At 35.0% G+C, this 22932-nt stretch carries 17 protein-coding genes; 6 read left to right on the top strand and 11 right to left on the bottom strand.

The window, feature by feature from the left end:
* Nucleotides 1-397 precede the first annotated feature (397 nt).
* The 7 genes from DS830_RS03205 to DS830_RS03175 all read right to left on the bottom strand — a co-directional run bounded on the left by DS830_RS03205 (nt 398) and on the right by DS830_RS03175 (nt 13515).
* A complete protein-coding gene (locus tag DS830_RS03205; protein ID WP_118908226.1) occupies nt 398-1042 on the bottom strand; it encodes an endonuclease III domain-containing protein in 645 nt (214 codons plus the stop codon).
* A 2-nt stretch (nt 1043-1044) separates the two neighbouring features.
* A complete protein-coding gene (locus DS830_RS03200) occupies nt 1045-1656 on the bottom strand; it encodes a DnaD domain-containing protein (RefSeq protein ID WP_118908225.1) in 612 nt (203 codons plus the stop codon).
* Nucleotides 1657-1758: 102 nt separating this feature from the next.
* Nucleotides 1759-3054 carry an asparagine--tRNA ligase gene (asnS, locus tag DS830_RS03195; RefSeq protein ID WP_118908224.1) on the bottom strand — a complete coding sequence of 432 codons (1296 nt, stop codon included), beginning with the start codon at nt 3052-3054 and terminating at the stop codon, nt 1759-1761.
* A 29-nt stretch (nt 3055-3083) separates the two neighbouring features.
* On the bottom strand, nt 3084-3566 hold the full coding sequence (locus tag DS830_RS03190; protein ID WP_118908223.1) for a hypothetical protein: 483 nt from the start codon (nt 3564-3566) through the stop codon (nt 3084-3086).
* A 33-nt stretch (nt 3567-3599) separates the two neighbouring features.
* Nucleotides 3600-6389: a helicase C-terminal domain-containing protein gene (locus DS830_RS03185; RefSeq protein ID WP_118908222.1), complete on the bottom strand. Its 2790-nt coding sequence runs from the start codon at nt 6387-6389 to the stop codon at nt 3600-3602.
* Nucleotides 6390-6393: 4 nt separating this feature from the next.
* Complete coding sequence (addA, locus tag DS830_RS03180; RefSeq protein ID WP_118908221.1) at nt 6394-10056, bottom strand: helicase-exonuclease AddAB subunit AddA; 3663 nt, start codon at nt 10054-10056, stop codon at nt 6394-6396.
* A gap of 3 nt (nt 10057-10059) precedes the next feature.
* Nucleotides 10060-13515: a PD-(D/E)XK nuclease family protein gene (locus DS830_RS03175; protein ID WP_118908220.1), complete on the bottom strand. Its 3456-nt coding sequence runs from the start codon at nt 13513-13515 to the stop codon at nt 10060-10062.
* 105 nt (nt 13516-13620) lie between these two features.
* On the opposite strand from DS830_RS03175, the gene mvk reads away from it, so the two are divergent.
* The 4 genes from mvk to fni are packed head-to-tail and all read left to right on the top strand — an operon-like array spanning nt 13621 to nt 17703.
* Nucleotides 13621-14550 (top strand): mevalonate kinase, encoded by a 930-nt coding sequence (gene mvk, locus DS830_RS03170; RefSeq protein WP_118908219.1) that lies wholly within the window; start codon nt 13621-13623, stop codon nt 14548-14550.
* 12 nt (nt 14551-14562) lie between these two features.
* Nucleotides 14563-15519 (top strand): diphosphomevalonate decarboxylase, encoded by a 957-nt coding sequence (gene mvaD / locus DS830_RS03165; RefSeq protein ID WP_162887492.1) that lies wholly within the window; start codon nt 14563-14565, stop codon nt 15517-15519.
* A gap of 51 nt (nt 15520-15570) precedes the next feature.
* Nucleotides 15571-16644, top strand: a complete 1074-nt coding sequence (locus DS830_RS03160) for a phosphomevalonate kinase (RefSeq protein WP_118909092.1) — start codon at nt 15571-15573, stop codon at nt 16642-16644.
* Between the two features lie 15 nt (nt 16645-16659).
* Nucleotides 16660-17703: a type 2 isopentenyl-diphosphate Delta-isomerase gene (fni, locus tag DS830_RS03155; RefSeq protein ID WP_118908217.1), complete on the top strand. Its 1044-nt coding sequence runs from the start codon at nt 16660-16662 to the stop codon at nt 17701-17703.
* A gap of 31 nt (nt 17704-17734) precedes the next feature.
* On the opposite strand, the gene DS830_RS03150 is transcribed toward fni, so the two are convergent.
* From DS830_RS03150 to DS830_RS03135, 4 genes are read right to left on the bottom strand one after another with little or no spacing between them, the layout of a single operon-like run.
* Nucleotides 17735-18673, bottom strand: a complete 939-nt coding sequence (locus DS830_RS03150; RefSeq protein WP_118908216.1) for a 3-hydroxyacyl-CoA dehydrogenase family protein — start codon at nt 18671-18673, stop codon at nt 17735-17737.
* 13 nt (nt 18674-18686) lie between these two features.
* Nucleotides 18687-20021 (bottom strand): RsmB/NOP family class I SAM-dependent RNA methyltransferase, encoded by a 1335-nt coding sequence (locus DS830_RS03145; protein ID WP_118909091.1) that lies wholly within the window; start codon nt 20019-20021, stop codon nt 18687-18689.
* The gene (locus tag DS830_RS03140) at nt 20021-21001 is read right to left on the bottom strand and encodes a hypothetical protein (protein WP_118908215.1); all 981 of its coding nucleotides are present in this window, start codon (nt 20999-21001) and stop codon (nt 20021-20023) included. Before DS830_RS03140 ends, DS830_RS03145 begins: the two co-directional genes overlap by 1 nt.
* Nucleotides 21002-21006: 5 nt before the next feature.
* The gene (locus tag DS830_RS03135; RefSeq protein ID WP_118908214.1) at nt 21007-21783 is read right to left on the bottom strand and encodes an NAD-dependent epimerase/dehydratase family protein; all 777 of its coding nucleotides are present in this window, start codon (nt 21781-21783) and stop codon (nt 21007-21009) included.
* A gap of 164 nt (nt 21784-21947) precedes the next feature.
* Here DS830_RS03135 and lepB point away from each other — a divergent pair, with 164 nt between their 5' ends.
* Both lepB and DS830_RS03125 read left to right on the top strand, forming a co-directional pair.
* Entirely contained in the window at nt 21948-22607 is a 660-nt protein-coding gene (gene lepB, locus DS830_RS03130; RefSeq protein WP_118908213.1) for a signal peptidase I, read from the top strand.
* A gap of 14 nt (nt 22608-22621) precedes the next feature.
* Nucleotides 22622-22804, top strand: a complete 183-nt coding sequence (locus DS830_RS03125; RefSeq protein ID WP_118908212.1) for an LBP_cg2779 family protein — start codon at nt 22622-22624, stop codon at nt 22802-22804.
* The last annotated feature ends 128 nt before the right edge of the window (nt 22805-22932 follow it).

The raw sequence follows: 22932 nt of genomic DNA, 5'->3' as shown, positions 1-22932 counted from the left end.
TAGTGCTATGTCCTTTTAATATTCACTAATTTTCATTCTTAGAATGATATAATTTATTTTTGGCAACTTATCTCGAAAAGATGTGCTTCGTTGTTGAAAGAGATATTTGTCTTTGTAATTTTAGTACATCACGATACTATAAAATAAAAAATGCTCCGGCTAAACTTATTCAAATACATTGTGGCAGATACCGGATATGGTGGTGAAGCAAAGAGACAATTTCAATTAAATTAGGAATCCTGTTAATGATAATGACTTTATCTCAATTAACCAAGTTTTGGGCTAACTATGATAAACAACTTACACTCAATGGTAAATGCATAAAAAATAGATTCAAAATTTTGGATTTTCCAAAGGTTTGAATCTATTAATGCTGATCTTTTTCCCAGATTATTTGTTATTTTTGATTACTCAATTCCCATTGATCACAGATTTGCACAATAAGCAAATCTTGGATTTGTTTTTCATTATGAAAGTTATATTTTCTTCCCAATTCAATTAAAGCATGATGTCCCCTAATCCACAGATTATCTGGCAAAGCACTAGTAATACGACGCTCGATTTGATTGACTGTTGCTGTAGAAGATACAAAATGGAGCCTCTTAGAAATTGCACTAACATGAGTATCAACAGCAAATGCAGGAATACCGAAGCAATCTGCTAAGACAACATTGGCAGTTTTAGTTCCGACCCCCGGCAAGGTAACCAATTGCGATTTAACTGAGGGTACTTCGCCATTAAAATGGCGACATAAATTTTGAGCACAGGCAACTAAATAACGTGCTTTATTATGATACAAACCAATAGATTTAATTAATGGCTCGATTTCAGATATTGTAGCTGTTGCCATTGCTTGTGGAGTAGGAAATTGCTGGAATAATTTTGGAGTCACCTGATTAACTGACTTATCTGTTGTTTGCGCACTTAGTAAGACTGCAATTAAATATTGAAAATTACTTTGAGCTTGTAAACTAGGACCCGCGTTGGGAAATTCTTTTAAAATAATTTGAAAGGCTTGATTAATTTGAGGGGCAGATAACAATTTTAATTACCTCCATAATGTGACTTATTATTTTGGAGTTGAGCTGCGGTGGTGATGTGTTGTTTTTCCCAATTAATCAAAATACGATCTATATATTTTAAAGAATAAACTTGATTTAAAACTGCCTCTTTTAAAGCTAAATTAATAATTTCAGGGCTGTAATTGTCTTGGGTTAACCATTCTTGAATCGTTTGTCGTTCAATGGGTGACAATGGTCGACCAAATTCCACTTCAATTTTTTGAAAAATAGTCTGCGCGGCATCATCTTTTTGGGCAGGTTTTGAAGATTCCTGCAAATTTTGCAAAGCTTCATAAACCGGTGATAAGTCGTAGTAATCTTGAAATTTATGATTTTCACTAGTTTGGGATTGAATTTTGATTAATTTTTTATCAATTAAACTTTGTGTTAATTGATAAATTTGAGCAGCCGAAAAACCAGTATTGTGAGTCAATTGAGCAGTTGAAGGAAATTTGACACCCAATTCTTGAAACATCTTTAAATTGACAAATAAGACAAATTCTTCACTCGTTAATTTTAAATCTTGAAAATGTTGGATTAATAAGTTATTAATACTAGTACTACCGGCATTGACGACACTTTTCCAATTAACCATTATTACACCACTTTCTTAAAAAGATAACTTAATACTATACATACTTTAATGAAAGAGGATGGAACAAAATGTTGTCCCATCCTCCTGTAATAATTTTTCTAATTAAGGGCGTAATCGATTAATCATTCTTGGGAACGGAATAGCTTCACGTAAATGATCCAAATGACAAATCCAAGTAATGGCCCGTTCTAACCCTAAGCCAAAACCAGCATGTGGTACAGAACCGTACTTACGTAAATCTAAGTACCAATCATAAGCTTCTAAATCTAAGCCCTTTTTAACCATTTCAGCTTTTAACTTATCATAATCTGCTTCTCTTTCAGAACCACCAATGATTTCACCGTAGCCTTCAGGAGCCAGCATATCAGCACAAATATATAAATCATCTCTAGTAGGATGAGACTTCATATAGAAAGGTTTAATAGCCTTAGGATAATTCAAAACAAAAACTGGTTGTTCAAATTGATCGGAAATATATGTCTCTTCGGGTGCACCAAAATCATCACCCCATTGAATATCAATTCCCCCCTCTTGACAAAGCTTGATAGCTTCATCATAAGAAATCCGTGGATATGGGGTTTTAGTATAACGAGCCAAAACTTCTGGATCACGATCTAAAAGCTTTAATTCGTATTGGCAATTATCCAAGACAGACTGTACTAAGAAAGCAATATAACGTTCTTGAATCTGTAAACTTTCTTCTTGATGCATAAATGCCATTTCAGGTTCAATCATCCAAAATTCAGTCAAATGACGGCGTGTTTTAGATTTTTCTGCACGGAACGTTGGTCCAAAAGAGTACACTTTATCAAAGGCCATTGCCCCCACTTCTTCATATAGCTGACCACTTTGAGACAAATAAGCTTCAGTATCAAAGTAGTCAGTGGCAAATAATTCAGTCGTTCCTTCTGGGGCAGTACCTGTCAATAATGGAGCATCAAATTTTATGAAGCCTTCTTGATGAAAGAAAGTGTAAGTAGCACGAATTAATTCATCACGAATTCTCATAATAGCAAAAGGACGCCGTGAACGTAACCATAGATGCCGATTATCTAATAAAAATTCAATCCCATGCTCTTTAGGAGTGATTGGAAAATCTTCACTTTCACCAACAACTTCTAAATTAGAAACCTCAATTTCATAGCCGAAATGAGACCGTTTATCTTGATGGATAATGCCGGTTACATAAAAACTTGTTTCTTGGCGTAATTTTTTAGCTATTTCAAAAACTTCTTCACTGACATTGCTTTTGACGACAACACCTTGAAAATAGGCAGTACCATCACGTAATTGTAAGAAAGCAATTTTCCCAGAAGAACGTTTGTCAGTGAGCCAAACGCCAATCTTCACTTCTTCATCAACATGCTTTGGGGCATCAATAATATTAATTTGCTGCATTACTTATTCCTCCAACATTATAATTAAATTTAAAGATTATTAATAACTTGGACAATTTTGGTATTTTTAAAATTAGTTAAATAATAACCAACTGTTTGATTCTTGTTAACAAAAGTTATCTCCCAAACCGGTTTTTGCTGATGATAACCTAGAGCAACTTTGGTAATTTTCTTCGGATGTTGATTGTCCTCCACAATTTGCCGAGCTTGGTAAGGTAAATTTGCTTTACCTTTTAAGACATTAATTTTACCACTATGCCCATTGATAATAACATATTTAAATTGTTGGGGATGGTGCTGATCATAACCACCCACTGAAAAATAACGCTGTTGGCGGTCAAACTCCGAATAAAAAGTTGCATTTGTCACATCAGCCTTACTTTGAGCTACATTAAGTGCTTGTGTTCGAGCTGAACTATGTAAGCCAGTAGCTAACAAATAAAAAGCCCAAACCAAAGCAACTAATGCAATGAAAATAATAATAATAGCTGTCCGATGCCATTGATTTTTCATGAGTACTCCTTATTAACATTCTTATATAGTGTATCAAAAATTAGTCCGAAGCAACATATTTATTTGCAGAGCAATTTCGGAAATGGCTAGCTGATTGTTGTAAGGTGGCAATTCTAATTCGTGATACATTCGTTCTCCATATTTGGTTGAAGCAATGCGATCATCTAAAATAACAATAATACCCTGATCTGACGGAGAACGAATCAAACGCCCCACTTCTTGTTTAAGGCGCCTAACTGCTGTTGGTAAACTTTCAACTTGAAAAGGATTAAATCCTTGTTGGCGCCAATAGTTATTTTTAGCTTGAACTAAGGGATTACTTGGGGCTTCAAAAGGCAAACGGGTAATGACTAGTAACTTTAACTCACCAGCTGATAAATTCAGCCCTTCGCCAAAGCTATTGGCAGCTAATAAGATAGCAGTAGGATTTAAATAAAATCGTTTTTTAATTCGTTGATTAGATCCTGTTATCCCTTGTGCTAAGATTTCTCGTTGATCAGAGATCTTAGTTGATATTAAATACTGATAAGCAGTCTGTAAAGTTGCCAAAGAATTAAACATAATTAATGCTTTACAAGTAGTATTAGTAAGCAATTGAGCTATGCTATGTGCTAAATAATTGTCAAATTCTGGGTTATTACGTGGATTTGCTACATCCCTGGGTAAATATACTTGCAACTGCTGATTAAGATCATAATCACGTTTTAAAATCAAGTAATCTTTTTTGGGTAATTTTTCTTTGATACCCAATTGCTGACAAAAATTACGAAAACTATGGTGATATTGTAAAGCTGCACCAATAAAAATCGTTGTTCTAAACTTTTCTTGGAGTTTGGTTACTATCGTATTTTGATTAAACATTTGCGTGGCTAAACTAATGGAGTCCCAATTACTATAATCCTGCATCATTACCATAAGCCCTGTGTCAGGCTGCCAAACTGATAAACCAGCTAATACTTGTTCTAATTGGTGTTCTTGCTGCCAAAGAACTTGATATTGAATTTTTAATTGATAGATAATTTGCTCAATAGTTAATAAAGAATTCGTTTTAGTCACTTCATAAAGTTGTAGCAATTTGGTTAGCCGTGCTAAAATCGCTTGTAAATCTTGAGCCAATTTATTCAAACTTTTAACAGTTCGGTGATGCAATTGTTCACTGCTTAAAGTTAAAACCATTTCAGACTTGCGTTTTGATAACGGGATTTGCTTTTTTAAATAGTTACTTAATAAATCTGCTTCTAAAAATTCCAAACGTTGTTTTGCAGTATTAAAGTCAGCATCCAAGGCTAATAAATCGTCATGAGTCCAAGAATTAAATCTAGTTTGATTAAAAAAGTTTCTAATAGTTACTCGTTGTTGATATAAAATATCACTTATTTTTTTTAAAGCATCTTTTAAAGTACGAAAAATTAGATGCGCTTGCGGTTTTAATGATTGTTGCAAAATATTGTTGGCTTCATCAATAAGTAATACGCGCTTGTTATCCCACAACTTTGTATCCAAATTATCTAACAAATAAGCATGATTAGTAATTAAAATATCACTTTGGAGCGCATTTTGCCAGCGGCGCCGCCAAAAATCATATTCATAAAATAAACCTGATTGCCGATGTCCATTACTTACGATTAATTTGAAAAAATCACTTTGATAATTAGTTAAATTCAATTCTGATAATTCACCGGTTTGCGTTTGTGTTAGCCAAACAATAATGCGCATTTTTACTAAATCTGTTTGGCGATGACCAAAGTTATGCCGTAATACCTGATAAAAATTATCCAGATCTAAATAATTATGCGCACTATTAATAATCGTGGCACTATATTGGCGCTGTCGCAATCGTTCCAATAACGGCAGCGATTCTTGTATTAATTGCTGCTGTAACAACTTAGTGGATGTTGCAATAATAACTTGTTTGCCTTGGTCTAAATAATACGATAAAGGAAATAAATATCCTAACGTTTTTCCCATCCCTGTGGGAGCATCCACTAATGCTAAAGGAGTTTGTTGACTGACTTTACGTTGGATGAAATTCATCATTTTCATTTGTTGGGGACGACAAGCAATAGTCTGATTAAATATTGTAGATTTTTTGGCCGTTGTTACTGGATATTTACTATTCATTGGCGTGCTATTAACAACTGTTTGTGGCTTTTTGAAAACCAATCCTTGAATATTGATTAAATAATCAGGTAATTTGCTGGGGTTCTTGCAAGCCTGATCAATCATTAATTCAACAAAATCACCAGTTTGGCGAATTAAACTGTGCGTAAAATGCTTCAATAACTGTAATGTCGGTTGCGGCAAATGTAATAATTGCTGTTGCAAGTACAAAAATAGCTGTGCCGTTACTAAAGCATCACTATCAGCTTGATGCGGATTTAAATGTTGAATATTTAAATAACTGGTTAAATCAGCTAATTTAAAACTGGGCGCTTCAGGTAAGAGAATCTGGGCCAATTCTACTGTATCAATAGCTGCTTGTGGTACATAATTGATGCCTGCCGCATGTAATTCAGACTGTAAAAATGGCAAATCAAAATTAACATTGTGGGCCACAAAAACTGCACCATCTAAAACTGCTTGAATTTGATACGCAAAATGAGCAAATTCAGGTTGCTGCTCTAGTTGTGCATTAGTAAGACCGGTTAATTCTGCAATTTTAGAACTGAGTTCTTTTTGCGGATTAATTAAAAAGTTATATTTGTCTGTTATTTGCTGTCCTTCAATAACAACAGCAGCAAATTGAATTATCTGATCACCAGATTTAAATTGTGTTCCGGTAGTTTCTAAATCAACTACTACATATTTTTCTTTAATCATCATGCATTTATTTTACTTCAACTACCTGATTGATGGAAAGTAAACAGAGGTATTTATGTGCAACTTTTTGATGAGCAATTTGTTCAACTGCTTGCTGATATAAGTTCAATTGACCAGAATACTCTTGGACAGCATTTGGAATCGAGTGTTTTCCGCTAGATTTCTGGGGATCTAAATAATCTGTTTTGTAATCAAAAATAATAATTTGATTGTCTGCATCCCTAAATAAACCATCAATAATTCCGTGAATTAAAATCTGATCATCCATTTCTTGGCTCATTTGTGTAAATAAACGTTTTGCAGGCAACAACAATGAAAACGCCCATTCACGATGAAGCTTAGTTTGTTGCTGTAATATTTGTTGCCCTAAATCTGATTGATAAAATTGAGCTAGACTAGTGTAATTAATTTTTGCTGCTACTGCAGCGGTTAATATTTTTTGCTGAACCAGAGTATGTGCCAAAGCTTGAAAATCACTCATTGTTGGTTGTTTTTTTAAGTCAATTTTTTGTAAGAGCAAATGAGTAGCACTCCCAATATCAGCAGGAGTAACTGCCACTTTTTCATCAGTCAAAAAATGTGGTCGAACAAAATCATCTAAAATATATCGATTACCTTGGGGTTTGTGTTGCTGCCAATCAATTACGGGTAAATCTTGATCATCAGGACTAGCAAAAAGATGCTTAATTTCTGAAACTGATTGATAAGCTGTTGTTTTGGTAGCTACATTGTAAGGGTAACTAAAATTCAAAATTTTCTGGACAGTGCTTTTGAATAAGGGAGTAATTTCTTGATTCATTGCTGAGTCATCTGGTTGTTGATTGGCAATAGAAGCAGCCGGAGTGATTTTTTGAGGAGATTTACAGTTTATTACAAATTGGAAGGCACTCTGAGCTTTAGCCTCCACTTGATCTTCTGTAAATTGTCCATTAAGTCCCCATACATATTGCAACATATTTTGAAAAGAATTAAATTTGCTACGAATAGCAGTATCAATGACTGTGTCTGTTTGATTGGGAAGCTGCCAATTATTCCACTCTTCTTCAAGGCTTTTTTTGGTAGAACCGACAAGAATTAATTTTTGCTGCGCTCGCGTTAAAGCCACATATAACAAACGGATTTCTTCCGATAAAACTTTGTTTCTTTGCTTGGCCTTGGCAGTATACATAGGTAAAGTTTCATAAATAATATGAGTCTGCTGATCTAAATATTTGATACCAATACCTTGTTGAGTATCAAACAAATATTTGCGATGGCTGTCTTCATTATTAAAGCGATGGTCAATATTTAAAAGAAATACTATAGGAAATTCTAAGCCCTTGCTCCCATGAATAGTCATTACGGTAATCTCATTACTTTCCTGCTGATATTCAAGAGGTTGTGCCAAATCTTTTTGATTATTTTGAATATGTTCAATAAAACGAATAAATTGAAATAAGCCTTTAAATTCCATTTGTTCAAATTGATCTGCTCGCTGATAGAGAGCATGTAAATTAGCTACTCGTTGGCGACCATTAGGCATCCCCTGCACATAGGACAAATAGCCCGTTTGCAAATAAATTTGCCAAATTAATTCAGAAATGCTGATTTTAGGGGCTTGTTCGCGAAAACCTGCCAGTTGTTCCATAAAATGCTGAACTTTAGTGGTCAATTTATGTGCAAATTCATTTTTTTGATTATAACTATTGTCAGCTAAATAATTAATTAAAGCCTGGTAATAATCACCAGTACGACTATTAATCCGCAAGTACGCTAGTTCATTTTCGTTGAGTCCGCCAATCATGGACCGCAATACTGCAACTAACGGGATGTCTTGGCGAGGATTATCAATAATTTTGAGCATTGATAGCATCACACGGACTTCCGTCGCTTGAAAATAGTTTGCAGCATCTGGTACCACAATCGGCAAATGAGCCTGCGCAAATTGATTAACGATGTCATTATTTAGACTTTTTACGCGCGTTAAAATTACAATATCCGAATATTTTAAGGGTCTTTTTTGACCACTTTGACGATCATATATTTGATAATTATCCGCAAATAATTGTTGGATTTTTTCAATAATTAAATTAATCTCTGCTTGCTCATTAGTAGTATCAGTAGAATTTTCAGCTGCTTGATTTAAAATAACATCAGTAGTTGTATCCAGATCAGCTGGAAAATCAGCTCCAGCAATCAGCCGGGTATCTTGAGTATAATCCAGGTCTCCTAAATGCTGATCCATAACTCGTTCAAAAATACCATTAACGGTATCAATCACATTTTTAGTTGAACGAAAATTTTCGGATAAGTTAATTAATTGTCCCACTTGCGAATCAACTTGCATACGCTGATACTTGTGTACAAATAGCTGTGGTGCTGCTTGGCGAAAACCATAAATCGATTGTTTGACATCACCGACCATAAATAAATTAGCCGGATTATTTCTTCTAATCTGTTGGACAATTGCTTCTTGCAGCGGATTAGTATCTTGATATTCATCAACTAGAATTTCTGTAAATTGTTGTTGATAGTACTCTTTAGCAACTGCAATCCCATCTTTTTGAGTTTGTAAAATTTGCATAGTGTAATGTTCTAAATCATTAAAATCCAAACTGTGCTGTGCTTGTTTTTCCTGTTTGAATTTTTTTAAAAATTTAACTTCCACTGTAACCAGCTTATCCACCAGCTGACCGGCAGACTGTAAAATTTTTTGCCATTGTTGATTATCAAGCGCAAATAATTTATATTGCAATTCTTGTAATTGCTCTGTAATGCTGCTTTTCAAATTTTTAAACGGCTGCATAATTTCTGGCTCAGTCTTTGCTTTAGCCCGGCCTTTAATTGGCGGCAGTTGCACAATTAAGCGTCGCAAGTCATCCCATAAAAGCTCTGGCAGTTGTTGTTGAATTTGTTTTAGCTGCTCATTTAATGCTGCCAGACTATCATAGTAACCTTCTAGTTGTTCATATGTGTCAATATATTGTAAAGTTTTTTGAACTTGCAGTTTTAAATAGGCAATATTATTAGTCAGCGTATCTAATAATGTTTCTTGATAAAAATCAGTTTGACTAACATCATTTTCGATAAAGTATTGTTGTGATAACTGTGCCAACCACTCATTTGGATTAGGAGTAGTTAAGGCAAAATCCGCCAATTGAAAAATTAAATCCGCCATATCATCGTCGTCGTTACCACTCACAAAATTATCTTCTAAAGCAAAAAATTCCGCATCGTCGGCTTGATAATAGTCTGCACGAACCTTTTGCCAAGCCCGTTCTTTCAGCAAATAACGCTCATTATCATCACTCAGCAAACGAAAAGTAGGATCTAAATCAATTAAATAATAAAACTTACGAATAACCCGCAGACAAAAAGCATGCAAAGTACTGATATAGGCACTTGGAATTAAAGACAATTGCCGGTATAAGTGCTGTCTTTTATCTGGTGAAATTTCCGCGGCTTGATTTTGAATTCGTTTTGTTAAGCGCTGTTTCATTTCTCGCGCAGCAGCATCAGTAAAAGTAACAATTAACAGCTGATCAATTTCTTGACCAGCAATTAATTTTTTAACAATTCGATCCACTAAAATAGTGGTTTTACCCGATCCAGCGGAAGCCGAAACCAAAATATCACTATCATGTGCCGTTAGTGCTTGTTGTTGACTTTTAGTAGGTTTAAACTTAGACATTACTTATGGCTCCTTGGGCTGATTTAATTTTTTAAAAAAGGTTTTCTTGTCAATGTTTTCTAAACTGCGATAATTATTTTCTGGAAGCATTGCATCAAATTGCATAATTGGCAGATAATCACTGTATTGTAAAGCTGTGGTCTGCTTATCTTGGCGTAATGGACTTAATTGATTGTCACCGGTCAAGATTTTCTGCGCTGCTTGCTTAATCAGAAACTGATTATAATGCAGCATTTCAGTAAATTCTTGAGGTGAGACAACTTTTTGCCCGCGAATTTTATAATTTTTAGTAATGGGGAAAATTTGCGAAGCTTGCGTTAAATGCGGCTCTAATAATTGGGCTGTTTTTCCATTATCAATAATTATTCCTTGATATTTATATTGTTTAAATAAAAAGTTTTGATAATCATCCCAATGACCCTTCAAATCTTCAAATTTCACTGTCGGATCTTGCAATTGAAAATAAAATCCCCCTAAAGCAAACGCTGGACCGTCAAATAAAGAAGGATCATTAATTAAACTAGCCAAATAAGTCATCATTTGTAGATTAATACCCGCATAAAATTCAGAAAATTTAAAGTCGTGCTTGCTTGACTTATAGTCAACTACAAAATAATCTTGAGGATCACTTAATAAGCGGTCAATTCGATCAATCCGCCCGCGCACCACCACATCTTGATGATCATTAAGTTGATAACGCAAGGGTTCAATATTGTGTAACGCCCCCACCTGCCCAAAGGCTATTTCCGTTTTGTAAGGATAAAACTCAGCAGAACGTGATTGCTGACGAATAGCTTCTAAAGAACTTTGAGCAGTTTGAATCATTCGCTGTCGCGCAAATTTTTCACTACGAGAAAAAATTTGATACTGTTTTTGAGATAAAATCTTTTGAATAACTTGTGTAGACAAATGCTGCAATTGTTCGGCACTTAATTGATTTATTGTTTGGTGATTATCTTGTAAAGTTTTAATGGTTTGATCCATCACTTCATGGAAAAACGTCCCTTGATTAGCAGGAGTAATTTTAAATTCTGCTCGTGGCTGCAATTTCAAACCGTAACGTAGAAAATATTCATACGGATTTTGGTAAAAAGTTTCCAGTTGCGAAATGGAGGCTATTAAATGGTCACCATATAAAGCTTGACTAATGGTATTAGTTAAGGACTGCGGTATATTTTGATAGTATAAACTCGACCACAACAAATCCAAATATGCTTTATTATCTGGATTAGCAAATAAAATATCATGAATACTCTGCCAAGCCGGTGGGATCTCTTGGTGTTGATCTTGGGCTTGACGATAAATTTCCAGCAAATGATTGAGGGTAATTGTTGGACTGCCAACAGTTCGTAAAACTTGCTGTTCATTATTTGATTTTACACAATCTAAAACTTGTTCTGAGAGATTAAAATGCTGTTTAATTAGTTCAACATATGGTGACAAATGAACTTCATTACCTGATTTAGTGGACGAATAAGTAAAAATTAACCGTTGCTGACTGGATAAAAAGCCAATATCATGCAGATAAGGTTCATTACTATTTAACTGCTGCTCAGTTTCGGGAAGACGTTCATCATCTTGTAATAAGGGATGCAAAACTTTTAAATCATCATCCGACAATAAACTATTATTTGTATTCACCTGTGGCATATCTAAATCATTAGCACCCATAATGATAGTTATTAATTGTTGATTGCTTTGGACCATACCTAATTCAGAAATATGCACAGAATCTAAAACCGAAGGAATGGTTGAATATTGAGCTTGCTCAAAACCATTATTAATAACCAGTAAGAATTCACTGACATCAAATTGATCGTCCCCAAAAATAGTGACATACTCATCCAACAATTGGGCAAAAGTTTTAACAATTTGTTGTGGTTGTTGACTCAGAGTAATATCGCCTGCCTCAATTGCCGTTTGTTCCCATTTTTTCAAATTAATAAAAACACTTAAATTATCTAATAAAGCATATAATTGGCTGCTAGCTTGGCGACAATTACCTGCTGTTTCAGCAATTTGAACAACTGCTTGATAAGTAGACTTAATCAAGCTTTTAATTTGGTTAATTTGCTGCAATTGTGTTTGCAGTTGTGAATTTAAACTCTCACTAGTAAAATCAGCCTCATTAAGCCAATCAGCCGCACGAATACCATGCGCTAAAATATAATTATCTGTCAAATCAACAGCTTGGCGGTATTGAGCAACAGTCATTGTCGCTGGTATTACTAATTCAGTCCGTAAAAAGCGCATGACATCAGTATATTGGAGGTTATTTTGATAGAGCGCAAATAAACTATCAATCAAATCTTTAAAGGCGTGATCCTTCATAGAATGCTGCAAATCCACAAAATAGCTAATTCCTTGATTAGTAAAATAAGGTTCCAAAAATTGGCGATAATCATCTAAATTACGTGCTAAAACCAAAAAATCTCGATAACGGTAACCTTGAGTAGCAACTAATTGACGAATATAAGTAGTAACAGCCGCTACTTCTTTTTGGGCAATTGTATCTGTCCAAATTTGAATAGCACTCGGATCTTGTAATTGTGTGGAAGGATAATGAGCAATATTAGTATTTTGTGCAATCCAAAAATCTTCTAACTGTGCTAAATCAGCACATACTCGTTGTTCAGTGGCGATTTGAGTTGTCACTGGAATTTGTTGCTGGCGGGCCCATTGAAATAAATCTATAAATGTTTTTCGAGGTCGTTGAAAAAAGATACTTTCTTGTTGAGATGAATACGGATGATCTAAGACTAAGCTCAACTCGACACTAGCAGCATGACTAATCATAGTCTGCAAAAGTGTAGTTTCTTGAGCACTAAATTGGGAAAATCCGCTAATTAAATAATGAAAATGACTCTGCTGAGAATCAGTTGTCAGATAGTTATTTAACAATTGCATTAATTGCTGCTGATCGCTGTAATGTTGTTGTGTTTGTTCTTGATAAGAGCGATATATTAGTTGCAAATCAGCCAATTTTAAGGCCAAATCTCCAATTTTGCTGACCTCTTGGGTTAATTGGTCTAAGCGCTCTGCAGTTACATTACCTGTAATTAATTCATTGATTTGATCTTGTAAAGTAGCAATAAAGCCATAACGATTAGCTTCACCTGCATACAAATGCAGCTGGGGCGCGAGACGATGAACAATTTTTGCTAAAATCATCGCCTGAGTTGTGGTTGTTAATTGAGGACTTTGATACAGTGGATCATTACGCAAAAAATACCAAATTAAACGTGAGAAAGAAAAAACCTGCACTTGATTGGTAGCAAACATTTGTTTTTGCGATTTTAAAGTTTTTAAAACGCTGACTTCACTTTCAAATTTTAAATGGTTAGGCACAATCCAAATAAATTGATCATCGGGTGCTTGAGTAATTTGTTGTTGCAAATCTTTAAATAAAATGGCTTGACGATTATTTTGTGCCTTGCCCAAAATAAATTTTAATTTCATATATTTAGCCTCACTGTTTGATTAACTTTATTATAACGAGGAGAATTATGTGTGCAACTGTAAGTATTTGTGTAAAATAGATTAAGGAAAAAGGAGGAATTATTTATGGTTGGTATTGGTCAAACTCATGGGAAAATTATCTTAATTGGTGAACACGCGGTTGTCTATGGGCAACCAGCTATTACGATTCCCCTCTTAGATATCCCCACAATTGTAAAAATTACTCCCATTGATGAAAGTATTTCGCAATTAAGCTCCCGTTATTTTGAAGGACCAATTACTAATTGTCCACCTGAGTTAGCTGGTATTCGTATTTTAATTGAATTGTTAACTAAAGATTTACCGATTGCCACAACGTTTAAAGTTGCAATTAATAGCGACCTACCAATTGAACGCGGCATGGGCTCTTCGGCTGCTACCGGTGCGGCAATTACTAAAGCCATGTTTGATTACGCAAAAGTTCCCTTAGAATATTCTGAATTAATTCATTACACTAATTTTTCAGAAAAAATAATCCATGGAACGCCTAGCGGTATTGATGCTATCACGGTTAATTCTCAACAACCAATTTATTTTATTAAAAATAAAATCACGCAACCATTTTCTATGAATCTAGCAGCGTATTTAGTTATTATCGATTCAGGTATCAAGGGTAATACCGGTGCGGCAGTACATGATTTGCGTGTTTTCAAGCAACAACAACCACAAATAGTTAATCCCCTCTTAGAACAACTAGGTGACCTAACTCAGCAAACACAACAAGCAATCGCCCAGCACGATATAAAGACGTTAGGTCAAATTTTTCAAACCGCCCAAAATATTTTACAAACACTAAATATCAGCAATGCGAACTTAGATAAGTTGGTTAGCACTGCTAATCTTGCTGGTGCTCTGGGCACTAAGATTACAGGCGGAGGTCGTGGTGGTTGTCTCATTGCATTAGCTCCGACTAAAACAATTGCCCAAAAAATCACTCAAGCCGTAAGTTCCCAAGCACAAAAAGTGTGGATCCAATCTCTAGCAAATTTGAAATAGGACGTGATGATAATGACGAAGACTACAGCTCATACCAATATTGCCTTAATTAAATATTGGGGTAAAAAAGATGCTGTGTTACATTTACCCTATACTGACAGTTTATCGTTAACTCTAGATGGTTATTATACAACGACAACAACCCACTTTATTGACGCAGCTCAAGATGAAATTTGGCTAGACCACCAACTTGCTGATGCAGCTTTTGCTGCACGAGTGGAAAAATTTTTAAATTTGGTTCGCACTTTAAATCATTCTCAAAAACGCATTTGTGTTCAGACTGTTAATCATGTCCCAACTGCTGCAGGCTTAGCCTCATCGGCTTCAGGTTTTGCTGCCTTAGCAGGATCTTTAGATAAGCTATTTCAAATGAATTTATCCAAAACAGACTTATCCCGTTTAGCTCGTCGGGGTTCGGGTTCTGCTACCCGCTCAATTTTTGGGGGTTTTGTCCAATGGCATCAAGGTACTGATGATGCATCATCGTTTGCTGAAGCAATTGATGAAAATCCTAATCTTCCTATCCGCTTGTTAAGTGTGGTCATTAATAATCAAGAAAAAAAGATTACCTCTACTAAAGGCATGCTGCAGGCCGTAGAAACTTCACCTTTTTACGCACAATGGCCGCAAGTAGTGCAGACAGATTTAAAGTCTATGTTACAAGCGCTTCGTAATCATGATTTAGAACTTATCGGTCAAATAGCAGAAGATAACTGTTTAGCAATGCATGCGTTAAATTGGACTTCTCGACCGGCATTTACTTATTTTACTGCTGCTACTTACCAGATTATTAACTTAGTACACCAACTACGCGCACAAGGTTATTTAGCCTACTACACAATCGATGCTGGACCTAACGTCAAAATCATTACATCTATTGCTGATTTGGCTCAGGTACAAGCGCAAGTACAAGCCAATTTCCCACAAGCGCAAGTAACAAAATTAAAACCTGGTCCAGGTATTCGTTAATTATGATATAATAGTTGCTTGGTTAATTATTTAGGGAAAGGTTTTGATGATGTGATAACTGTTCAAGCTCCCGGCAAGTTATATATTGCGGGTGAATACGCGGTTGTAGAACCAGGATATCCAGCTATTGTGGTCGCATTAGATCAATTTGTGACGGTTTCCATAAACAAGGCATATGATCATGGAACAATTAATTCCAAGCAGTATGAAGAAATACCTGTACATTGGCGCCGTCATGGCAACCAGTTAATAATTGATAATCGGGATAATCCATTTGAATATATTTTATCTTCAATTAAATATACAGAAAGATACGCTTTAGAAAAGCAGCATCCTTTAGCACTTTTTAATCTTAATGTGAATAGTCAATTGGATGCCCAAGATGGTAAAAAATATGGACTAGGTTCTTCTGCAGCAATTACTGTAGCAACCGTCAAAGCTTTGTCTGAGTTTTATCACTTACATTTAAGCAAAGAAGAAGTCTTTAAATTAGCTTCGATTTCACATTTTAAGGTGCAAAATAACGGCTCATTTGGTGATATAGCTGCTAGTGTTTATGGTGGTTGGATTGCCTATCAATCACCTGATCGCCAGTGGCTGACTCAAATGTTGGCTACAAAATCTTTATCAGAAGTTATCCAATTAGATTGGCCAGAATTAAATATTGAACAGTTAGAATTCCCCGCTAAATTAAATCTGTTAATTGGTTGGAGTGGCAGCCCTGCTTCAACGCCTGTATTAGTTGATAAAATTGCAGTAGCTCGCGCTAGCCAACAAACTAATTATTTACATTTTTTGCAGGCATCTAAAAAATGTTTACAAACCATGATTGCTGGTTTTAAAAGTGGTTCCAGTCAAATTATTAAAGAGCAAATTACGATTAATCGGCAACTTTTACACCAATTAGCCCATTTTAGTGGTGTCAGCATTGAAACACCTAAACTAACACGTTTATGTGAAATAGCCTTAAAACATGGCGCTGCAGCTAAAAGTTCTGGTGCCGGCGGCGGTGATTGCGGGATTGCAGTAATTGATGCTAGTCCTGAAGTTGAAGAAGCTTTATTACAAGATTGGAGTCAAAATGATATCCAGCCTTTAAATTTTAATGTCCATTCCTTAGATTAATAATGAGGTGACAAAATGCCCAAACAGCCACTTGATTGGCAACGCAAAAATGAACATATTTTTTTGGCAGAAAAGTATTATCAACCGACTAATCCATTGTTTGATGAAATCCAATTAATACCAAGCAGCTTGCCTAATTTTACATTTGAGCAAGTAAACTCGACAATTTCTTGGGGCAGCAAGGTGGCCAGTTCGCCTCTATATATTAATGCGATGACTGGTGGCTCACCCCAAACAATTTTAATTAATCAAAAACTAGCTAGCTTGGCAGCCCAATTACAAATTCCTATGGCCGTTGGTTCGATGAGTAATTATCTAAAATATCCGAATAATCCTGAAGTCCAGCGTTCTTATGCTATCGTGCGTGAAACTAATCAGCAAGGGATTATTTGGGCTAACGTTTCAGCTCATACCAATTGGCAAGACGCTAAAAAGTGTGTAGATCTAATTGCTGCTGATGCCTTGCAAGTACATCTTAATTCTACTCAAGAAATTGTTATGGCTGAAGGTAATCATGATTTTATTTGGCTAAATAACATTCAACAATTACTTGAACATATTCAAGTACCTATCATTATCAAAGAAGTTGGCTTCGGTATGAGCGCCCAAATGGCAAACCAATTGCAACAGCTCGGAGTGCAAATAGTTGATATTTCAGGTCGTGGTGGTACTAACTTTGCTCAAATTGAAAACACGCGCAACCATCAGGCTGATTATAGCTTTTTACAGAATTTTGGATTGACAACTTTAGAATCTTTATTAGAGACTAAACCGCTGCAAAAGCAAATGACAATTTTAGCATCTGGGGGTATTCGTTCCCCGCTGGACGTCGTCAAATGTCTTGTCTTAGGTGCCCATGCTGTAGGGATTGCTGCACCAGTCTTGCATATCTTAGAACATCAGTCTTTAGAATCAACAACTCAATATTTTGCAAAGTGGTTACAGCAAATTAAAGAAATTATGGTATTACTTAATTGTTCACAACTTACTGAATTAAAACAAGTTGATTATCGCTTATCAGTCAATCTTAATAACTTTATTCAACAAAAATCTCGTTAGAATTAATATTCCAACGAGATTTTTTAATATTTTATTGATCTTGTTTTAGCAATTTTAGTAATGCTTCATCGCGCTGTTGTACAATTTGTTCGCCTTCACTACCATGCCAATCAAAAAATCCTTGTCCAGATTTTAAGCCTAATTTCTTCTCAGCAATCATCTTTGACAATAAAGGATCAGTTTCTTGTTCAGAACTTAAATCGGCATACAAATACGAACTAATATTTTTAAAAACATCTAATCCGCCTAAATCAGCACTAGCAATAGGACCAACTAAACTCCAACGCCGACCTAAGCTATACTTGATAATATCATCTACAGCTTCGGGTTCAGCAATGCCTTCACTTACAATATGAAAGGCTTCCCGTAAAACAGCTAATTGAATGCGATTGCCAACAAAACCTAAGGATTCTTTCTTTAAGGCTACTGCATGTTTGCCAATATCATTCATTAAATCAACTGTCACATCAATTGTGGCTTGGGTAGTAGATTTTCCAGGGACCACTTCAACTAACGGCATTAATTGTGCTGGATTCCAAAAATGAGCTACCACAAATCTTTCAGGTTTTTGTAAAACTTCTTGAATAGCAGTAGGACTCAATCCAGAAGTATTTGTGGCCAAAATCGTTTCTGGTTGCACATATTCTTCGACTTTTTGCCAGACCTGCTTTTTGATGTCTAAATCTTCAATAATAGATTCAATTACAAAGTCCGCTTTTGAGAGTGCATGTTCATAATTGGTAGTTGTTGAAATTTTATTCAAAATATCTTCAGAATTATCTGTTAAAATACCAGCCTGCTTAAATGTTTCAATATCTGATTTAATTTGTTGCATACCCTTATCTAATGCTGCTTGACTTGTATCAAGTAAATTAACTTGATAGCCCTTCATTGCAAACTGTAGTGCTGTCGCATGCCCCATCGTTCCTGCACCGATATTAGCAATAATTTTTATATTTTTTAAATCCATGACCAAATCTCCTTTATTGGCGTAATCCCTTAGGATAAAAGTTCTTTAACTGCGTACCAACCAACTTACCCCAAGAAAATATTTTATGTTCAAAACTTACAGCTACCCAACCTTTATTGTAACCTTGATTATCAATAATTAAAGCTTCACCATGAACAAAATGCTGAAATTGTTCAGCTTCTAATTCAATTACTTGTTGAAATTGTGTAGGCTTTAAAGCTAAGACTAAAGCATGATTAGGTTCAAAACGATTTTTTTTAAATTCGCCTAGCATCAATCCATTACGAACTATTTGTGGATGGTGCTGAGAAAACTCTAAGGCAGCATTATAAAGCGTGTTCTTTTGGACAATCAGTGAATCGAAATGTACATCAACTAAAGTATGATCAACAAATTCTTGCCATAATTTTAAATTGGGTAATTTCGTAGTATTCATTTTTGCAGTAGAAGTAGCAACTGCATCTCCCGCCTTTTGCAGAGCACAAATAAAGTGGCCCTCACCTTGGTAATGATGCGGAAATAACCGAACTGCTTTACGCAATTCCAAATTATTATCCCCCCATTCAGGGCGTCCACAATCCATGCCTTCATAATGGTGTAACGGTAAAATGGTCAGATTGAATTTTTGTGTCAGCCAATTAATGTTTTGTTCATCTTCTTCTGGAGCAAAAGTGCAGGTCGAATAAATTAAGCGTCCACCAGGACGTAGCATTTTAACAGCTTCAATTAATATTTGACGTTGCCGTTGAGCACATTTTTGTACATATTCTAACGACCAATATTGCATAGCTTCAGAATCTTTGCGAAATAAGCCCTCCCCTGAACAAGGAGCATCTACTACAATGCAATCAAAAAACTCTGGAAAATATTTTGCTAAGTCTTGGGGAGAATTATTAGTGACAAGCGTATGCTGCAAGCCCCAACGTTCTACATTAGAAGACAAAACACGCGCTCGTGAACGATTAATTTCATTAGCTACTAACAAACCAGTATCTTGCATTAAGGCCGCTAATTGAGTAGTTTTACCACCTGGAGCAGCACATAAATCGAGCACCCTTTCATGAGGATTCGGCTGCGCAAATTGGGCTACATGCATAGCACTTGGATCTTGTGAATAAATCCACCCCGCTAAATGATCAATATTATTGCCATTGATTGTACCGTAGTATGCATTAGAAATATGAGCTATTGGTTGACTACAATCTTCGTCAACGTATTGTGCTTGAACTTTTAATGGATTCAAACGAAATCCAGCTGTTGCTTCATTATTAAAGCTAGCTAAAAATTTGGCTGCTTGATTTTTTAATAATTGTTGATATTTTTGGATAAAATCTGCCGGTAATTGAATCATTCTTGCCACTCCTTTTGTTGTTTAACAATAAAAATTCTTATAGCAGCAATAATATTTACCACAATAAATACAGTAAAAAGATAAAGTGACATATAACGGGTGCTGATGATTGGGATTTTTAAGAAAATAATTGCAGCTGCAATGATAAATGTAATGGCTTCTGTTAAGAAAAACTTAAACCAATTGCCTAATTGAAAATCGGCTAATAAATCTCCTCTAAGTGGTGTATTTTTTAAAAGTTGAATCATTGGAACTTGCGCGAACCAACATAAAATGATAACAACAATAGCTAATGCCAACAAATCAAATAAAGTTACTCCCCAGCGTATCCACCAGGTTTGATGAATATTATTAATTTTATTAGCAGAACGATACAAATGATGAGCTTTTAAAATATGTTGCATTTGTTTTAAATGTTGCGGATGATGCAAAATATTACCGTCCACAACAATTTGATAATGCTTCAATTGCGTTTTATTGTATTGATTAGGTGAAGCGGAAATAAAGATATGGCGATTCAGTTTTTTCGTATTAGTCATGCCTACGGAGCCAATAACAGAATAATAATTATTATCCATCTGAAAATATGGTTGTGTTTGCGGTTTATAAGTATTCTTATATACATCTTTACCTAAAACCACAAATGGGATTGGCGATGCAAAATCATTTTCAGAAAAATAGCGTCCACTATTCATTGGCACTTTGGTCAAATGTTTAGACATATAAACATAACTCAAATCGGGATTTTTTTTCTGAATAAAATAAATCTGAAAATCATGCAAGTTGTGAGCTTGGATTTTACGCAAAGCTGTCGGAATTGATTGCTGTGAACGTGATGGAAAAATGAGCGCGCCGTCTTGGATATTACCCCGGTCCATTAATCTTTGATAATTACGCATATCATTTTTTGAAACCAATAAACCAGCTACTAGTAACACAATTATTACAACGAGATTAATTAGAACATTTTTTTTCATGATTATCACCCAATCTTAAATACATGATCTTTCACAATATCAAAAGCAGGATAAAGCCGGTTAATTTTGGCTAATCGCCAATCATAAATTAAATGAGCTTGCTGCCAAAATTCTGCACTATTAGTAGCTCCTTGGTATTCTCCAATAATCCAAAATTGCAAATTAGAATTTAACTTGCGTATAAACTGCAAAATCTGAACATCAATATTATCATGATCTGGACTCCAAGCTAATAATACGACATCTACCTCATTAAAATATTGCTGGAGGGCCGTTAAGGCATCCAGCTGTTCAATCGCAGTCCATTTTTGTTGACCAGTAGCGCTACTTTGAGCCCAAGTTAAATTGTCCGTTGCAATTACTTGTTGACCACGTTCTTGCAATGCACGTGCTAAAATGCCATTGCCAGCCATTAATTCCAAATATTTAACATGCGGAAATAATTGTACCCAACAATCCATCATTGGTTGATTCAACATAGCCCAAATGCCAAATTTAGTTTGAATAAAATCACGAAAATCATCTAAAAAACGAGCAAATTGCTGCAGAAAATCACTTTTAGCCGCAAGATTATATTGGGATAAAAATTGTTTATCAGCCATCAATTGCGTAAAATCAGTAGTATTTACCCTTAAATCTGATAAAATAAAATTCGGTAATTGGTGCTTTTGATAAGTATTAATTACCTGCTCTAATTGTCCTAATAAATAATTGAATTTGGGAATATCCAAAAAAAGCGCTTGATAATCTTTAAGTTTCTGTTCATAGTTTGAGACTTCCATGATGTTTCCTTTACTGTGAGATAACAACCTTAGATAATAATAACGCAAACAGAATGCAAGTTTTATGAAAATTCAAAATTCTTTAACAAACATTTAAACATATTTTCTCTTTAAAAGTGTATCATAGATTATAAATAAACTGAATTGATAGTGAGGCAAGTTGAATGAGCGATACTGGTAAAAATAATGAAGGCAATACAGCAAAAGATTGGCTAATCTGGATTGTGCAAACCGTTGTATTGGCTGCAATCATTTATGGAGCTTTTTTGATGTTAAATAAGTACGTTTTTTATAATACTAAAGTATCCGGTACTTCTATGCAGCCAACTTTTGAAGATGGCGATCGAACAATTGCCTGGCGTCATAGTAAGTTGAAAACTGGGGATGTTGTTGTTATTGACGCTCCTGATGAGCCAGGTGCATTTTACATTAAACGGATTATTGCTACGCCTGGTCAAAAAGTCGTATCCAAAAATAATAAAATTTATATTAATGGTAAGAAGTTACCTCAAAATTATCTCAAACCTGGTAGTAAGTTAGTTGATGATGGTTCTAATAATGTTTATGGTACCCGCTACACAGATACAGGAGATTTTTCGATTAGGTCTTTAGCAAAAACTTCTAATTATCAAGATATTTATTCTAAAAAGCAATTAGACCAAATGAAAAAGACTAATCGTGTACCCAAAGGAACTTACTTTGTAATGGGAGATCATCGTAGCGTTTCTAAAGATAGTCGCTATATTGGTTGCATCGAACGGAACAAAGTTGTGGGCGTTGTGAAATTCCGGTACTGGCCATTAACCCAATTTCGGATTTTTTAAAAAGGAGGAGAATTATGCCAAATAAATTAGCTGAGCTAATTATTCAATACCAGAAAAAAACCGATAAAAATGATGCACAGTTTGCTTTTGAAAGTCACTTTACCGTTGAAAAAATTCATAACATCAAAGCTGGTAAAAATGATTATACAGCCGATGAAGAACGTCGAATTATTCAATACATCAAAGATCACGCATAGTTAAAAAGAGTGCAACCATATTTCAGTTAGTGGTTGCACTCTTTATTTTATATTTCAAGAAATGGCACAGGAAATCATCGATAGTCTTAAAAATTTTCCTATACTACTTTAGTTCATTGATTTTATAT

The organism is Bombilactobacillus bombi (assembly GCF_003522965.1).
In the GTDB taxonomy this organism is placed as follows: domain Bacteria; phylum Bacillota; class Bacilli; order Lactobacillales; family Lactobacillaceae; genus Bombilactobacillus; species Bombilactobacillus bombi.
The sequence above is the reverse complement of the archived record's forward strand: the minus strand, read 5'-3'. Positions and strand labels throughout refer to the sequence as shown.

Bases quoted from the DNA above. Each gene is read 5' to 3' on its own strand.
- DS830_RS03200 (WP_118908225.1), bottom strand. From the start codon at position 1,656: ATGGTTAATTGGAAAAGTGTCGTCAATGCCGGTAGTACTAGTATTAAT.
- asnS (WP_118908224.1), bottom strand. From the start codon at position 3,054: ATGCAGCAAATTAATATTATTGATGCCCCAAAGCATGTTGATGAAGAA.
- DS830_RS03190 (WP_118908223.1), bottom strand. From the start codon at position 3,566: ATGAAAAATCAATGGCATCGGACAGCTATTATTATTATTTTCATTGCA.
- DS830_RS03185 (WP_118908222.1), bottom strand. From the start codon at position 6,389: ATGATGATTAAAGAAAAATATGTAGTAGTTGATTTAGAAACTACCGGA.
- addA (WP_118908221.1), bottom strand. From the start codon at position 10,056: ATGTCTAAGTTTAAACCTACTAAAAGTCAACAACAAGCACTAACGGCA.
- DS830_RS03175 (WP_118908220.1), bottom strand. From the start codon at position 13,515: ATGAAATTAAAATTTATTTTGGGCAAGGCACAAAATAATCGTCAAGCC.
- mvk (WP_118908219.1), top strand. From the start codon at position 13,621: ATGGTTGGTATTGGTCAAACTCATGGGAAAATTATCTTAATTGGTGAA.
- mvaD (WP_162887492.1), top strand. From the start codon at position 14,563: ATGACGAAGACTACAGCTCATACCAATATTGCCTTAATTAAATATTGG.
- fni (WP_118908217.1), top strand. From the start codon at position 16,660: ATGCCCAAACAGCCACTTGATTGGCAACGCAAAAATGAACATATTTTT.
- DS830_RS03150 (WP_118908216.1), bottom strand. From the start codon at position 18,673: ATGGATTTAAAAAATATAAAAATTATTGCTAATATCGGTGCAGGAACG.
- DS830_RS03140 (WP_118908215.1), bottom strand. From the start codon at position 21,001: ATGAAAAAAAATGTTCTAATTAATCTCGTTGTAATAATTGTGTTACTA.
- DS830_RS03135 (WP_118908214.1), bottom strand. From the start codon at position 21,783: ATGGAAGTCTCAAACTATGAACAGAAACTTAAAGATTATCAAGCGCTT.
- lepB (WP_118908213.1), top strand. From the start codon at position 21,948: ATGAGCGATACTGGTAAAAATAATGAAGGCAATACAGCAAAAGATTGG.
- DS830_RS03125 (WP_118908212.1), top strand. From the start codon at position 22,622: ATGCCAAATAAATTAGCTGAGCTAATTATTCAATACCAGAAAAAAACC.